Source organism: Metabacillus bambusae (assembly GCF_017497975.1).
Classification (GTDB): domain Bacteria; phylum Bacillota; class Bacilli; order Bacillales; family Bacillaceae; genus Metabacillus; species Metabacillus bambusae.
In genome coordinates, this window is record NZ_JAGDEL010000005.1 from 155,885 (window position 1) to 172,627 (window position 16,743).

General features: G+C 39.9%; 8 protein-coding genes. 1 reads left to right on the forward strand and 7 read right to left on the reverse strand.

Annotated features, from left to right (window positions below; genetic code table 11):
* Positions 1–37: 37 nt before the first annotated feature.
* Positions 38–3,424, forward strand: a complete 3,387-nt coding sequence (locus I7822_RS09215) for a phosphodiester glycosidase family protein (RefSeq protein ID WP_207977228.1) — start codon at positions 38–40, stop codon at positions 3,422–3,424.
* Between the two features lie 173 nt (positions 3,425–3,597).
* On the opposite strand, the gene levB is transcribed toward I7822_RS09215, so the two are convergent.
* The 7 genes from levB to I7822_RS09250 all read right to left on the reverse strand — a co-directional run bounded on the left by levB (position 3,598) and on the right by I7822_RS09250 (position 16,529).
* A complete protein-coding gene (levB, locus tag I7822_RS09220) occupies positions 3,598–5,196 on the reverse strand; it encodes a 2,6-beta-fructan 6-levanbiohydrolase (RefSeq protein WP_207977230.1) in 1,599 nt (532 codons plus the stop codon).
* Between the two features lie 237 nt (positions 5,197–5,433).
* A complete protein-coding gene (sacB, locus tag I7822_RS09225) occupies positions 5,434–6,894 on the reverse strand; it encodes a levansucrase (protein WP_207977232.1) in 1,461 nt (486 codons plus the stop codon).
* Between the two features lie 503 nt (positions 6,895–7,397).
* A complete protein-coding gene (locus I7822_RS09230) occupies positions 7,398–8,681 on the reverse strand; it encodes an ABC transporter substrate-binding protein (RefSeq protein ID WP_207977235.1) in 1,284 nt (427 codons plus the stop codon).
* A gap of 53 nt (positions 8,682–8,734) precedes the next feature.
* Positions 8,735–9,910: a response regulator gene (locus I7822_RS09235; RefSeq protein WP_207977237.1), complete on the reverse strand. Its 1,176-nt coding sequence runs from the start codon at positions 9,908–9,910 to the stop codon at positions 8,735–8,737.
* 78 nt (positions 9,911–9,988) lie between these two features.
* Positions 9,989–11,767: a sensor histidine kinase gene (locus I7822_RS09240; protein WP_207977239.1), complete on the reverse strand. Its 1,779-nt coding sequence runs from the start codon at positions 11,765–11,767 to the stop codon at positions 9,989–9,991.
* A 547-nt stretch (positions 11,768–12,314) separates the two neighbouring features.
* On the reverse strand, positions 12,315–13,139 hold the full coding sequence (locus tag I7822_RS09245; RefSeq protein WP_207977241.1) for a polysaccharide lyase: 825 nt from the start codon (positions 13,137–13,139) through the stop codon (positions 12,315–12,317).
* A gap of 183 nt (positions 13,140–13,322) precedes the next feature.
* The gene (locus I7822_RS09250; RefSeq protein ID WP_207977243.1) at positions 13,323–16,529 is read right to left on the reverse strand and encodes a galactose-binding domain-containing protein; all 3,207 of its coding nucleotides are present in this window, start codon (positions 16,527–16,529) and stop codon (positions 13,323–13,325) included.
* Between the last annotated feature and the right edge of the window lie 214 nt (positions 16,530–16,743).

Genomic DNA, 16,743 nt, shown 5'->3' on the forward strand with positions numbered 1-16,743 from the left:
TTAATCTATTTCTAAACAAAAAGGAGAGAAAAAAAGAATGATGCGTAAGTGGTTAGTTGGTTTGCTTGCATGTATGCTTACTGTTCCAATAGCAGCACAAGCTGAGAATGAAGCATCTTCAGTAGCTCAGGCTCGTTCAACGTCATCGGACAAAACGGAACCTGTCACCTTTGTAGGACCGGCGGGGAAAACGATTGTTTCGAATGAAACAACGACGCCGATTGGTCCTGGGATTAAGCTATCTCGTTTTGAGAGGTTTGATGCTCGGGGCTGGTTAAATGGGGAAATAATGACAATTGAACTAGAAAATGAAAACGTTTCGTTGGACCTGCTTTATCCTGGCTCGATTGCGTCGGCAAAGCCGTTGTCCGAGATCGCCAAGGAAGCAGGCGCAATTGCCGGGGTAAATGGTGACTTTTTTGATATTAACAATACAAAAGCACCACTTGGCGGAGCGATCCAAAACGGCCAGCTGCTAAAGGGACCTGAGGGCTCACATACTATAACAGCTGGTGTTGACAAAAGCGGGATCGGACAGATTGCAAATCTCCTTCTGGAAGGCATGATTACTCTTCCAAGTGGAACGCATTCACTATCTGCTTTGAATCAGTACGGCCTTTCTAAAGATGGTATTGGCTTATACACATCAGTATGGGGAACAAAACAAAGAACCTCAAGCGCTACATACGAAGTCGTGGTTCAGGATGGTAAGGTGCTTCGTACATCCAATCAGCCTGGAAGCGGTCCGATTGATGAAAACAGCTTCGTAGTAATCGGCAGAGAAAAGGGTGCTGAGGCGTTAAAGGGCTTATCGATTGGTGACAGCGTAACCGTCGACTACGTCCCAAAAGTGGATGGTGACAGCCTACTGTCATTTGCTGTTGGCGGTAATATCAAGCTAATGGAAAATGGAGAGATCCCAGCAGGCTTAGATGATACAACGGCTGCCCCAAGAACATCGGTTGGCTTCTCTAAGGATGGGAAGAAGATGTTTTTAGCTGTCGTTGATGGGCGGCAAATTGATAGCCGTGGAATGACGTATAAAGAATTAGCAGAGCTGATGAAGGAATACGGCGCCTACAATATACTGAATTTAGATGGCGGCGGCTCTTCAACAATGGTTGCCCGTTCTCTTGGTTCCAATCAGGCTGAGGTTGTCAATCAACCATCTGACGGGTCTGAGCGCTCTGTGCCAAACGGAATTGGAATTTTTGCAAAACCAGGCAGCGGTGAGCTTTCAGGTTTTAAAGTAGCAACAGCAGCCGAGTTGGAAAACAGTAACCGAGTATTTCCAGGGTTATCAAGGACACTCAAAGGTGCTGGATATGATGAAAATTATACTCCAGTTGCGACCAGCAATATCACTTGGCGGGCACTACCAGCTGATGTAGGAGCATTTGAAGAGAACAGCGTATTCCGCGCAAAAAAATCCGGATCAGCGGTTGTACAGGCTCAAGCAACAGCGATTAAAGGAACAATGGACATCACCGTCCTTGGCGAATTAGCCAGAATTGAAGCTGCGCCTTCTCGCCTAAGCTTAGAAATGGGCAAAAGCCAAGACTTTTCAATTTTAGGCTATGACAAGGACGGCTATGCGGCACCGATTGAACCACGTGATGCTCAGCTTGACTATGATAAAGCAGTTGTAGATATCACAGAAAACAGTGATGGCAGTTTTACCGCTGTGCCAAAGGCAGAAGGCGAATCAGCCCTTATTACGGTAACGGTTCAGGGACATAAAACGTATCTTCCTGTTACAATCGGCCTTTCAACAAAGCAAGCTGACGGTTTTGAAAATCCTGCTGATTGGTCGTATACAACCTATCCTTCGGCTGTAAAGGCTTCAATGGAATCTGTGGCCGGTAAAAATGGACAAGGCCTGCAGCTCACGTATGATTTCTCGACAACAACAGCAACGCGGGCAGCGTATATCCAAGCAGATCCAATGCTCGAACTTCCAGGTGACGTGCAAAAAATCGGCTTATGGGTATATGGCGATGGAAATGGAGCTTGGCTGCGCGCTGTGATTAGAGATGCAGCAAACACAAGCTATACGTTATCATTGGCAAGCCAGATCAATTGGACAGGCTGGAAATACGTTGAGGCATCTGTTCCAGCAGGAATTCGCTACCCAGCAAAGCTATGGCGGATTTATCCGGTCGAAACGAACAGAAGCAATCAATATAAAGGAAAAATAATCATTGATGATCTCACTGTAAAGGTACCACCAACTCTCGAGGTTCCTGAACAGTCACAATCTCAAGATCCATTGATTATTCAAAACGGAGAAATCAGCAAAAATAACTGGACCTTTGCCGTACTAGCAGATAGCCAGTTTGCAGCAAAATCACCAAATAGCCAACAAGTGCAAATTGCGCGCGAATCGCTTCAGCAAATAGTCAAAGCAAACCCTGATTTCCTTGTGATCAACGGAGATTTAGTTGACACGGCTTGGAAGGAAGATTTTGAGCTTGCGGAAAAGATTTTAAAGGAAGAAGTCGGAGACAAGTTACCAATCTATTATATCCCAGGCAACCATGAAATCATGGGCTCAGGATCGCTGGACAATTTTATTAACGTGTTTGAAAATAATCGTTTTACCTTTGACCATAAAGGAACACGATTTATCATGCTCGACACATCAACAGGAAGCTTGCGCACAAGTGATTTTGATCAATTAATCGAGTTGCAAAAATCTCTTGATGAAGCAGCTTCTGATCCGAAAATTAACAATGTTGTCGTGGTGGGACACCATCCAACACGCGACCCGCTCCCAACGAAAAACAGCCAGCTCAGCGACCAAAAAGAGGCTGACTTACTTGAACAATGGCTCACAGACTTCCGTAAAACATCAGGCGGAAAAGGTGCCGTCTATCTTAGCGGACATGCCCATACCGTCAATGTTGAACGCGTCGAAGGCGTACCGTACATGGTCGTCGGACCTGCAGGAAAGGCCCCATACGGCCCTGCCGATGAAGGCGGATTTTACTCATGGACCTTGTTTGGTATTGATCCTAATGCTGTAAAAGACAAAGCCTTTGGTCCTGAAAATGCCGCAACACGCAGCGAAGCAGCTAACCGCAGTTGGATCGAGGCTGAGGTGAGACCAATGTTGGAAGATATTACGGTAGATGCACCAGTTACAGTAAAGACAGGTGAAACCGTAAAAATCACCGCATCTGGACGCCAGGCTGGTGATCTAACCATTCCACTTCGTTACCCTGCGACATTGAAATGGAATGGCAGTGAGAATGTGTTTGTTGGTTCTGACAGTAAGCAGCTTGAACAGGCTAAGGCTTCCGGGAAGTTTGATGCCCTATTTGATCCTGAAACAGGTGAATTAACGGCGATTGCTGAGGGTAGGATTTCGTTAAAAGTTGAAGCCAATGGGACGATAGCTGAGGAGGAAATCAGCATACAATAATGGCATATAGAATAGGATAGCCAATCTCTTTTATAATTGGCTATCCTTTTCTTTTCGTCTAAATTGCTATATTTAAAACCATGACGAATAAAATTGTGAAACGAGAAAATCTTTCTCTGCCTCTTAAAATCTATTAAATTCGACAAAATCCGGGTGGTGACAGGTACCTGAAACTATTTTAAATGTTCAATCTTAATATTTTTAAATATCGCTGTTCCACCCTCAGAGTAGAGGCTAATACCTTGATCTTCTGCTTTTGGGAAGATCAAATTAGAATGAGTGATTCTTCCATCATCAATAAACACTTCAATGCTGGATTTATCAACGAGAATTTTCAAATGTACTTGCTGTTTGCTGCCATCAAATGGTGCTTTACTTTCTACATATTTATTACTCTCGTCAGGGTGACCGGTCCTTGAGCGATTGACATATGAGTATTGGTGAAGAGGGTCAATAAAGATACCAACATCAATATGGCTTTCTTTGTCAGCTGATTCGCGTAAACGAAATCCGACGTTTTTGAGTTCTGACCAAGAGATATCTGCCTCTAATTGATATATTTCACCTTTTATATCAAGAGTTTTAGTGCCATTTAATTCAATTTGTTCGTGAGAATCGATAGAATGTGTTAATTGGTTCATCGCTTTAATTGGTTGTGAGACTAAATAGTATTGATTGTCTTCCTCATGCTTTAGTTCAATTTGACGAACAATTGAATCCATGCCGTTAAAGTCCTCTTCCATTGTTGGGGTGTTATGAACATAATTCCAATTATTCATCCATGCCAAAGCATAGCGTTTAAAATTGTTATCAGGTTCCTTGCTACCTTCAAATGTGACTCCACCATACCAATCAAAGCCATAATCCAACCATTGTGGTTCGCTATGATCGGGGTAGAATTCCTTCCCGTCAAAAAATCCAGTCCAATAAGCATACGTATTTGGCTTACCGATTGTTTTTCCATTTGCACTAACGCCTAAGACCCATTTTAATTGTCCATTATTAGCACGCATCATATAAAGATCTGGGCACTCTACAATTCCAATTTCCTCTGTAAAAAAGCCGCTCGTATAATGCCAATCCTTCAAATTGTGAGACTCATAAAAGCCAATTTTGCTGCCTTCTGCCATGACCATGACCCAATTATCATTTCGTTTATCCCAGATAATTTTTGGATCTCGAAAATCATGTGTACCCGGATTTTTCATAATCGGTTCCTCGCTATATGAGGTAAAGGTTTTTCCTTTATCTGTACTGTACCAAAGATATTGTTCCTGTTTGCCGCCATCTGCTGAAGGTTGTGTCACAATGGCAATGAGAGCATCTTTTCCGAACCCGGCTGTATTTTCCTTGTCAATGACAACTGAGCCTGACCAGGGGTCCCCATTTTTGTTTGTGTATTTGGGGATTGCTACACCTTCATCCTTCCAGTGAACTAAATCTTTAGAAGTTGCATGACGCCATTCTGTGCCATTACCTTTAGGATAATCTCGATTATAGAGGTAATAGTAATGATATTTTCCATCAAAATAGATTGGTTTCTGCGGATCGTTTTTCCATTTATCTGGTACGGTAAAATGGTATTGAGCCCGATATGAGTGTTCTTTATTTTCCGGTGTTGAATCCTCTTCCTTTGAAGGAGTTTCTTCCTTTTTGTTTGATGATTTATTTGGATGATTAACCCAAAATCCGATGGCAATGATGATAGATAATCCAATTAGTATAAAACACAACGGCTTCACCCATTTTTTATTACGTATTTCTTTGTTCATTTATCTCACCACTTTATCGTTTTCCTTCTAGAATAGGGTAAACTTGCTTGTATATAAGAAAAGCTCTGGGCGCCTTGTTCAGACCCGAGGGGCTAGACGCTGAAACTAGACACCAAAACTGAGTAAGAAAAGTTATAAATTCTGTTACTATAAAAAAGAAAATGCCAACTAATTAAATTGGCATTTTCTTTTTGATGTTTTTACTTTACCTGATAAATTTATTGATTAATTCTACTATTATTTTATCGTTACTTGTCCTTGTTCAAGGATACTATTTTTCACAACAGATGTTTTGTCGCCTTTAATGTTAAGCTGGAAGCTTGGCGCAAATGTTGATTTGTGATCTTCGAAGTACCCTCTATTTGTCATGTAGCTTGTTACGACTGTATTGTCACTGCCTTCTTGCGGAATCGCAAAATGAGCATAGTTCCAAGTAACATCATATGGATCAAGATCATGGTGTAAAACAAGTCCAGTTTCATTTAAAGGCTTGTATGTTCCAGTTAATGAGTTAGATACATATCCTAATAGATAGATATCTTCATTATCAATGCCATCAATCGTCATTTTTGATCCACGAGAGCTTGTGAATAAGTACCATTTTCCATCCTTTTTAAAGATGTTAGGACGTTCGATTTCATCTGTTACCGTGTTTGATGTAACCAATGGTTTCATGACTCTTTTTAACGTATAATCATCATTAATTTCAATAATACCTAAAGCACCGTTTGAAATTTGCGCTAAATCCTTTTTAGGGCTTTGTAACAATTTGCTTTTCTCGTTTTGGAAGAAAGATTCACTATTGCCATAGTAAGCCTTATTAAATAATGATTCTTCCCCTTGGTATCCAGTTTCAGTTCCTGTATTAGCTTCGAATACTAGATATTTATGACCATTTTCTTCAATATAGTGAGGGTCTCTTAATGTATGATTATCAGAGTAATCGCCATTTCCAAAAGCTTGTTCAACTGTTTGATAGTTTTTCTTGTCACCATCAAAGATTGATTTGTGATCTTCAATTCCATCTACTTTCAATGTGTTTGAACCTTGTTCAGATACATTGATTTGAGCTGTTGTTAATGTTTGTTTTCCAAAGAAGTTATGTGCTGGATCCCAGCCATGACGGTTTGTATAGAACAAACGAACCTTTCCGTCTTCAGTTAAAGTAGCTGAACCTGACCATTCTTCCGCTTGGTTTCTTAAGACAGGATCATCTGATTTGAATTTATCGGAATCTTTAAACACTCTACCTGCGTTTTTCCAACTATCAATTCCTGTGTCACCAATTTTTTTATAGAACATGTAAATAAAAGTGTCCCATCCTTTATCAGGATCTCCAGCTAAACCGAAAACAATTTGGTAGCCATTATAATTTGCAACTGTTCCATCAGCATTTTGTAGTGGCCAAGTGTCCCACACATCTAAATCAATTAAGTTACCTAACTCATCATACCCTTTTGCAGAAGAGATGTTTTTGATTTTAGATTCGTCAAATTGAGGTACTGTATATCTTGAATCACCTTGTTGTTCAATCATCTTGTGCATGTCTGAACGTGTCATATGGGAAATTCCATAGGATTCATTGTGATCTCGGGAGTCTTTTTCTGCTGCAAAAGTCAGCGATTCTCCCCCACCTAATAATATAGCTGTACTAAGTGTTACGACTGTTGCTTGTTTGGCAAATCTTTTAAAGTTCATCGGTCGTCCTCCTAGAATTTTTAGTTGTTACACGGGGAGTACTTTACCAGAACGGCTAAGTGCCACCGTGTCTTGTCTACAAATAGAATTATAGGGTAGTTACGATTTTGTGAATATGTCATAGATTGATAAGAATTTAGTCGTAAATTGATATATAGAGGGGGATTTTAACGAAAGGCTGTTTTCACAAACTTTGTTGCTATTTACCAAGTAATGCGGTGTGGTTGAGTGCAGCGAGAGGATGCTCACTTTCCTCGGGGAGGGCGGTGAGCATCTGGAGTAAAAACGCCCGCAGGAGTCTCGCAATCCGTTCCAATCAACCTGAAATAGATTTGTTTTAAAAGCAACATACGAAAAAAACCCCCGAAAAAGGGGGTGGACGATATCATTTGATTAAGGTGAAAATGGATCATGAGGTTCATACAGTTCTTAAGTGAATTTCTGTCTCACATTACATAAACATTTGGCTGTCCGCTGCTTGCTTGAAATAGTTGTTGGCATGGTTACTGACTAGCAGCACTGTTCCAAGATTTTTGAAACTCTTGCAGTAACTGATCGCGCTGAAGCTGTTTTCCAATATATAACTGGATGGAAGGTCCAAATTTTTCTTTTACTCCGACAGGAAAATGAAACCAGTTAGAACGCATGGTTTTTCCTTCTTTGTAATATGCTAATGTATCATTAGCAAGGGGACCTAAATGGTTAGACTCTATATTTTTAAAAGCAGGGATGAATTTAAATTTTTCAGTCATAAATGTTTGTCCTTGTTGGGAAGAAACCATCCAGTTTAAGAATTTTTTTGCTTCCTTTTTCTTTTCGGGTGTTGATTGTTTGTTTACGACCCAATAATTTGAGACACTAACGACCAAGGCATCATTGTTACGTTCATCATTAATAGGTATTGGAAGAAGTCCGATATTCATATCAGGCGATAATTGATCAATCATTGGCTGAACCCAATTCCCTTGAAGTATCATTGCTGAAGCTCCTGTTGCAAACAAATTCACTTCCATATTGTAGTCAGTTGTTAGCGGATTATCATTTCCATATTCTATTGTTAAATCCAACAAATCAATGATATCCTTGAATTGCTGATTATTGGTGATTTTCTCCTTACCGGCATTGAGGTTTTTTATAAACGTGTTTGGATCTTCTTGTTGAGCAAAGGCGATATTTGAAAGAAGTACCCCCAATATCCATTCCTCGTAATAACCATTAGCAAAAGGAGTGATGCCTGCCTTTTGTAATTGTTCTGAGGCCTCTCTTAATTCTGTTAGCGTTTTTGGTAAAGTATTGATTCCTGCCTGTTTAAACAAATCTTTATTGTAAATAAAGCCGTATCCTTCCAAGTTAATTGGCATACCATAAATCTCTTCATTAAATGTGATTGGTGATAATGTATCCTTATATGCATTCTTCACCCATGGTTGATCTGAAAGGTTTTCTAAATATTCCCGCCATAATTTCGCACTTTCGTATCCATTGTTTGTGAAAATATCAGGACCTGTACCTGCAGCAATCTGTGCTTTTAGATCACTAAGATCATCAGTTGCACCACCAACAGTTTCTATCTGAATTTCTATGTTAGGGTTTTCCCTTTCATAAGCTTGTACCATTTGTTCGAACTGTTTTGAAATTTCCACTTTAGGATTTCTTACATTTAAGGTGATTTTTCGTTCGGCAATTTCTCTCTCTTTCGTTGTCGACTCCGTATTATTATTTTGACATGCTGCAAAAGAAAGGCTCAGAGTGCCAATTAATAACATGTATAATATCTCTCTTCTCATCAACTCACCCCAAGTATGTTTCACAAGATATAACGGAAATGATTTCAATCTATCTACTTTGTCAATGCAAGTTTTTTATCTAAGTTTCGATACTCAAATGGTGTGATCCCAACTACCTTTTTGAATAGCTTTGAAAAGTATTTTTCATCTTGATAGCCAAGCATTAATGAAATAGATAAAATACTCTCATCTGTTTCACTTAGCCATGATTTTGCCTGGTCAATTCTAAGATTCATAATGTATTTGGATAGGGGCATTCCAGTTTGTTGTTTAAATTTTCTTGAGATATGTTCACGACTTAAGAAGAACCGGTTTGCCAGTTTTTCTAAACTTAGTTCTTCCATATAATGCGTTTCTACAAAGTCAACAATGTTTTGCATTCGCTGAGCATCATCCAAGTCATTCAAACGGTGTATCGATCGGTATTTTTGATCATCCATCGTTTTTTGTATTTCTTGGTACAACCTAGGTATTTCATTTAATAAACGTAACGTTTTCCCGCTAACCAGCCGAACTGGAATGTCAAATTGATGACTAATCCATTCTTCAATCGCTAACCAATGCTTTGGTGTAGAAATAACAAGACAAAGATTTTGATCATGCTGAAGTGCAAATGCGTTTCCCCAGTCTTGATTAAAGAGCTCATCAGCTAATAATTGAATGTATGGTTCTGAATGATGCATATGATAAAAGGAAATCAGTGTAACATCGTATTCATCTGCAAGGGGAAGAAATGAAGCAACTTCTGATTCTTCGAATGGTTCCCCTAAACAAGCTTGTGTAACAACCTGATTCATACGAAACCTTTTAACCTCTTCGAGTACGCCTGTCTCTTTGTTTTGACGCTCTTCCTTTTCACTCTGCCAGGATTCAATGGCTGCTGACAATGTATTATTGAATGGATCTGCTTCAATCGGTTTTAATAAATAGTCGAAACTGTTGAACTGAATGGCTTTTCGCATAAATGAGTAGTCATCAAAGCCTGTAATGAAAATAACTTTGCCTGAATAATCGATTGAGTTTAACCACTCCATTATTTCGATTCCGCTTATTCCGGGCATTTTTATGTCAGTGAATATAATTTCCGGATTTTGTCTTTCTATTATTTTTTTTCCTTCCTCTCCATTAGCTGCTTCTAAAACATCAGTGATCCCGTGTTGTTTCCACTGTCCTAAATGTCGAATAACATAACGAACATTGAACTCATCATCTATAATTAGAGCCTTCATACAGTTCTTAGCCTCCTTATCAAAATTTTTTAATGTAACAATAATCAAATTGTATAGGTTGTTATAAATTAAAGCGTGCTAATCGTTTGATCCATTAGAGTCTAGAGGAATGACAAGTTGAACTAAAAAGCCTTGTCCTTGTTTCGTATCTAGCTTTATACCCGCATTTTGTCCATAGTTTAAAACCAATCGGTCATGTATGTTTTTAAGACCGATATGTTCGTGTGAATAGGTTCCTGTATAAGGAGTGGTGTAAATATTTTCTCTTAATGATTTCAGCTTTGAGAGTGTGACACTTGAGCCATCATTTTCTACTGTAAGAGTTAACGTTTCTCCTTTTATTTCTCCGTATATGCTTAAGTGTGCATCTTGGAATCCTTCTTCATAACAATGCTTAAAAAAGTTTTCAACAAGCGGCTGAATAACCATGCTCGGGATTTTCATTCTTTGAATTTCTTCGTTTAGTTTAATAGAAATGTTTAGATTGTTTCCAAAACGCTCCATTTGTAGGGAGAGGTATGCTTGTATATAATTCACTTCATCGCGTATCAGGACCCATTGATCAGCACGGATAGAGTATCGCATCATTTTGGATAAGGATGTTACTAATTGGTAGACATTTGGAGACTGAGAACGTAGAGCAACAGCTCCAATTGATTGTAATGCGTTAAATAAGAAGTGCGGATTCACTTGAGACTTTAGTGCTCTAAATTGGTTTTTTCTATTCTCAATGTCTAGTTTATATTCACGTTCAATATGGTGGTTAATGCGGTCCATCATATCCTTCATATGTTTTTCAAGATGACCAATCTCGTCCTCTCCTTTATGCTCAAAAGGGACATTCATATTTCCCCCTTCAATAGACCGCACTTTTTTGCTAAGAATTTTAATTGGACGAGTGATTCTATATGAAACAAAACCTATCATTAGCAAACCCATCATCCCTACTCCAATTCCAACGAGTATGTTTATAAATGCAGTCTGTCTTGCATCATGGAATAAGAAATGACTAGGAGTTATCTTAATTAGTTTCCATTGATTTAGTGATCCAGATAAAGTTTTCGATAATAAAATATCTTCTCCCGAATTAATATCTTTCGCATTGATACGCTCTAGTAAGTTAAGTGGAAGAACCTTACCGATAAGAGTAGTGTCGCTTGCATACATAACACGATCATTTGAATCAACCAGTAATACAGATTCTTCATTCTCCTGAATGAGAGTATTACATAAACGAGCATATCCATTTAAATCGATATCTATCGTAATAATTCCGAGAAATTCATTTGAAAGCACATCAACTATTTTATGGTGAAACGTCATAACTACTGTGTTGTCCGACTGAGGAACAATCGCAGCATTATTATAATTTACAAGTTGATGAGGCGGCTCAATCAGATAGTCTACGTTTGATTGATAAAGTTTTTTAATTGATTCTTGGTTTAATAAGTCAGGTTTCAATTTAGGAGCACTGACTTTAGCGTTATAAGCGGTAAAAGATTCTTTGTTTCTATCAAGATAAAAACGAACCTGGCGGATTTCATTTCGCATAAGATAAAAAGTCTCTATGCTTTTTTCTCTTGAGTTTGGGTTAGAGTACCCTGAATCTTCACTATCATTTCTGAAGACCTGAAATAAGTCAGGATTCCGATACAGAATATAAGGAAGATCGATCATATCTTGAAAGTATTGCTCCAGTTCATCTGACAATTTATTCATTTGATTGTTACTAACCTCAAGTGCTTGCTGTTCCACTCTATCTTTTGTATATCCATATATGAAAAAAACAGATAAAAAATACGGTATGATGATGAGAATAAGAAGCATAAGGAATAAGCGACTTTGGATGCTCTTCATTTCTAAAATGCTCCTTTCATTCGGGAAAAACAAATTAAAGCTATTTATGAATGATAGAAGGGTAGGATAATATCAAAATACTAAAGTCATTCATTACTCTTATTAACATCTAATTCTATTTCAGTCATTTCGTCAATATAGGGAAAATTGTCAAAAAAAAAAGACGGGAAGGGCTGTTTCCCCTTCATTATTGTGTTGGTAACGGTTACTTTAGAAGGGTAAAAACCAAACTTAATGAGGAAATCGAAACTTAGGTACTAGTAAGTGATACATTGTTACAAAAAATAGTCATAAAGGATTATTAAATGTCATAATTTTAACTTAGTTTACATAATTCGTGGAATTGTTTATGGAAGGACACCTGTGACTATCTTCGACAAATTTCGGGTGGTGACAGGCACCCGAAACTAAAAAAAGGAGAAGGTCTAGTTGACTTCTCCTTTACATTAAGTTCCTAATTAAAAGTATTCACGCACAATTCCCTTAAAGAACTTCTCGTAGAGTTTCAAGAAATGAAATGTTTCCATGGTGTATCGTATGCTTTGATTTAGTATGGATGGATCTTGATCCAATCAAAGTGTATGTTCTGATCCTGAGATGGACCATAACGGATTGGATCACTACCTCCGTGGAAGGCAGTCATATGAAGCGTATCAACTTTAGTTCCGTCCGTTACGTATTTAATATTCGTCTTGGTGAATTTCGGTGTACTCATGTCATTGACATAAATCTTTAGAACGCCATCGTAGTTACTGCCGCTATTGATCTTGACTAAGATTTTGATTGTATACCAGGTATTACTCAAGAGAACAACGTCATTTAACGGTTGATTATTCATATCTGCCCCAAAACCGTCTCCCCATGATTCTGTCATTCCCGCATGATAGACATATGGAATCAAATGACCTTCAGGTTTGAACATCAGCCTGACGCTAAATCCGTCTCCGTTAGTCGCATCGCCGCCCCCCGTATAGTTTTTACCGCCTCCAAGACCGGGAAGCTTTCCCCCTTCTGTCCAATCATAACTACCGCTAGTCGGGGTAAATTTCACTCGATATTCAACTGTGTACGCGTCCCTCTCCTGCAATCTAGATAATATTTGACCGCCGCTTCCGGATGTTCCTACACCGCCTTCAGGCATGTGAAAAACAAGGTGTCCCTCACTATTGATCGTGATTCGATTGGTGTCGGTTTTCGTAATAATGTTTCCAAAATCCTCTATTGCTTGTTGATCTGAATATACACCTGGCTCACTTGAGAAATACACATCGCGGTCTGCATAATACGTCGCGAAAACGGTTACAGACAACGATAAGAAAATGATACACCCTAATCCAAAAGATACAACGCCACGCTTATTCGCCCACCTCATCCATTTCCCTCCTTGTATGTTGAAATCTTATGAAATGGCGCATCCTACCGTAGTTTGCACTCCCTTATTAACATAAACTGCCTCGGTATCATCGTCTCCTTCAAGAATGAAACTGACATTAGAAAAATCAGAATTACCTGGACCGGTCCAAGAAAGGTCAACTGCTGATTTGACCATGCCATCTTACATTTCTGTTGGAGGTGTACGATCGACAAAGCTGACATCTACTTCATTAATGCGGGCAATCGTGTCATTCGGATCTCCATTCCCCCATGACGGACTGATAAATATGAACCGGATGGAGGTTGTCTCGATTGTATCAAAGTTCAGCAATGTGAATTGCTCCAAGAAGGCATCCTTGTCGTTATCTCTTACTTCCGCCAGCTTCTTCCATTCTGAACCATCTAAATATTCAAGATCAAAATCCTTCACATGCCAGCCGGCAGAGCCAGTAACCGGCACGTGTCCACTCCATAGCTTTACTTGGTTGATCGTTTGCGGGGATGTCCAATCCAACTTAAGAAAAGGGGTCTGTGTTCCGCTGGACAACCATCGAGTAGATAATTTTCTGTCCACTACTCTTTCTTTTACATTGGTACCAAGCGTGGAATCAACAGACAATTGAGCAGTTACCGCCAGGTTATTCGTCACGATCAACTTGATTGTACCGTTCTGCGTTATTCCATCCAATGTAGCAGTTACCTTAATTACTGCATCACCTTCCTTTAATGCAGTAACTACCCCGTTGCTGTTTACAGAAGCAATCTCTGGTGTCAGACTCTCATAGACAATCGCAGCATCTTCTAAAGAAGTATTAGATCCAGTGTTCATTTTTCCCGATACATGTAAGAGAGTTGAAGTTTTCGGTGTAAGTTGAGTTTTATCCGCAGATACTGTTACACTGGCCAATTCGACAGGTGGATAAGTTTCCACCATTAGGTACGGTCGCTTATCGCTGTCAGTACCATTATAGAGTTGGGTAAGATAACCAGTCAGCGCTGGATCTTGGGCGATGGCAAGCGATACTGTCTTATCGCCCGCCAATTGATCTTTCACAAACAAGGTAGCGTCGAATACATACCAAGAATCAACACCGTCATCTTTAACCTGTATTGTAGAAAGATGATCACCGAGTGCAGGCTGTGTATCGTCCGATTCCCACATTAAACTGTTTATACTCCATGAATCATCCTCGACACCGTACAAGGAATTAGCTACTGTCGTTTTCTCATTTTTGCTTTCCAATGCTCGTCCATAGACGTACAGTCTAGCCGTAGCAATCTTTCCACTTAGTTGACTCAAATCATATTTCAGATAGGTTCGAATCGAACTGTCATCATCGCCACCTTTGACAAGTAAATCGGATGCATCTAGAGGGGACGATGCATTTTTTTGGATGCTTGCAGCTTCAATAGCAGACAGCTGTTTAGGGATAGCCACACTGTTTATATAATCGGTCTCAGCATTGTCGCTTATCTCATTACCTGACAACAAAATATTGGTTCCATACGATATGTTAACACCGTTGGTATTGCCCGTTACACGATTGTTCTGAATGACGATGTTTTTTGGAATTCCTGCTCCATTACCCGCGTTCCCCGGATCTCCTTTATCTTCTAATGCAATAATACCCCAGAACTCATTCGCTGTATTATCATAAATCTTATTGTTTTTTACAATCGTTCCAGGTGCATTCTTCAGACGAATCCCCTGACTACCCGCTTTGGTGAAATTGATAATTTTATTGTTCTCTATAACGGTTTCGGGAGAGCCAAGATATACTTGAATGCCGTATCGATCCACATTCTCGATCACATTATTATGAATATAGTTGCCCGGACCTGCTGCATCATGCGTTGCACCAGGATTGCCTACACCAATAGCCGCTTCACCGCCGCCGAAGATATGGTTGAACCGAACCTCATTCATATATTCGTCTTCTCCATGAAAGTCAATCGAATCTAACGCAATGTTCTTATAGTTGTTATGTTCAATAAGATTATTATGGGTGTAGAATTGCATAAGTGTTCCATGACGCAGATAAGGACCGATAAAACGGTTGTTGCGAACAACATTGAAGTAGGAATCATCTTCTCTGCCTAAGCGGCTTTCTTTGGGCTTTCCTTCTATAGAAACGCCGTAGCCGCTCCCTCCTTCTGCAACATCCGTTGCGTTCCTGAATAAGGAGTTTTCTACGATCACATCGTGACTATTAATAATAGCTACACCGATGCGCTGGAATTTTTCAACTGTTAGACGGTCAAGAGTAATATTGTAAGAAGGCTTCCCGGCAGACGATGTAATGTATAACGCTTGTTTAGGCCCTCCTCTGTCAGGGTTTGCAACCCGAGTGTCCGTAGAATAATTCAGGTTCCAACTCGAGGTAAGGGTCATATTACTGATTTTGATATTGTTCTGTGCTGCAATCCGGATAATAATCCCATAATTTGTTGCGTGTTCTCCAGAATCGTTCGCATGATCTGAAACTAGAAGGACGCCCTCTTGGCTTTCTCCGCGCAATTGGACACCTGACTTCATTGTCAAGTGGGAGACACCATCGTAAGACATGCTGGATAATTGATAATGACCATTAGGAAGATAGACCTCATCGCCAGGCTGTGCTTTATCCAGAGCCTCGCGGATAGCTTTAGCATCATCCTCACCGTTATTGGAAGGATTCGCTCCAAAAGCTACGACATTAAGTTTTCTTCCCTTAACCTCTTGCAGCTCATGAGGTTTGTGGGGCGTGCCGTCCGCGTAGTAAAGACCAGGCTTGGTTGGAATCGGGGCATCCGGATCCGGTCCGGTTGGCGGTATTTCCAAATCGTTTAGTATGAACCCATCCTGATGAGGCGGGTACACTTGAATTTCAGTGATGCTGGTCCATTGGTTCTCACCACGTCCTACAACTCGAACATAACGGGCCGTCACAGTCTCGAAGCCGAATGCCTCCAATTGAATCGTCGTACCGCTACTGGTACCGCTGTATACCTTGGTCCAGGTCGTTTGATCGTTTGATACTTCGATATCAATCGTTTTAGTACGATTATCGCCCCTGTAGAAGGCGACGCCTAAGTATGAAACCTCCTTCTGTGAACCAAGGTCAAGTTCAATCCATTGTCCGTCACCAAAGACTGACCAACGGGAGGTGATATCGCCATCGATCGCATACTCTGGTAGATTAGAATCGCTGCCACTGGCACGGTATCCGACAATCGACAGTTGATTTACTGGGGTACCGTTGCTAGAGGCTACCTCATCCTCGGCATCCTCGAACACAAACTGGTTTTCCACCGCCTGGACCTGTTCTGCCTTTACACTAATGAAACTCATGATCAGTATACATAGGGTCAAGATAAACGATATAGATCTCTTGACACGGTTTCTCATGATCAGTACTCACTCCCTCAATAAATAATAACTTAATAGAATGTGAAGTTATCCCCAATTACTCTTAAGGGCATACGGGTAGTGTAATGACAAATCTGGACTACAGCAGCGTGCTTATCCGTAAAAATAATAGTGAGTTTGGTAGATTTGCTACTACATAATCATTACACTACGAAAAAAGGTATTAAAACATACGTTTAAAAAACTTCTAAAT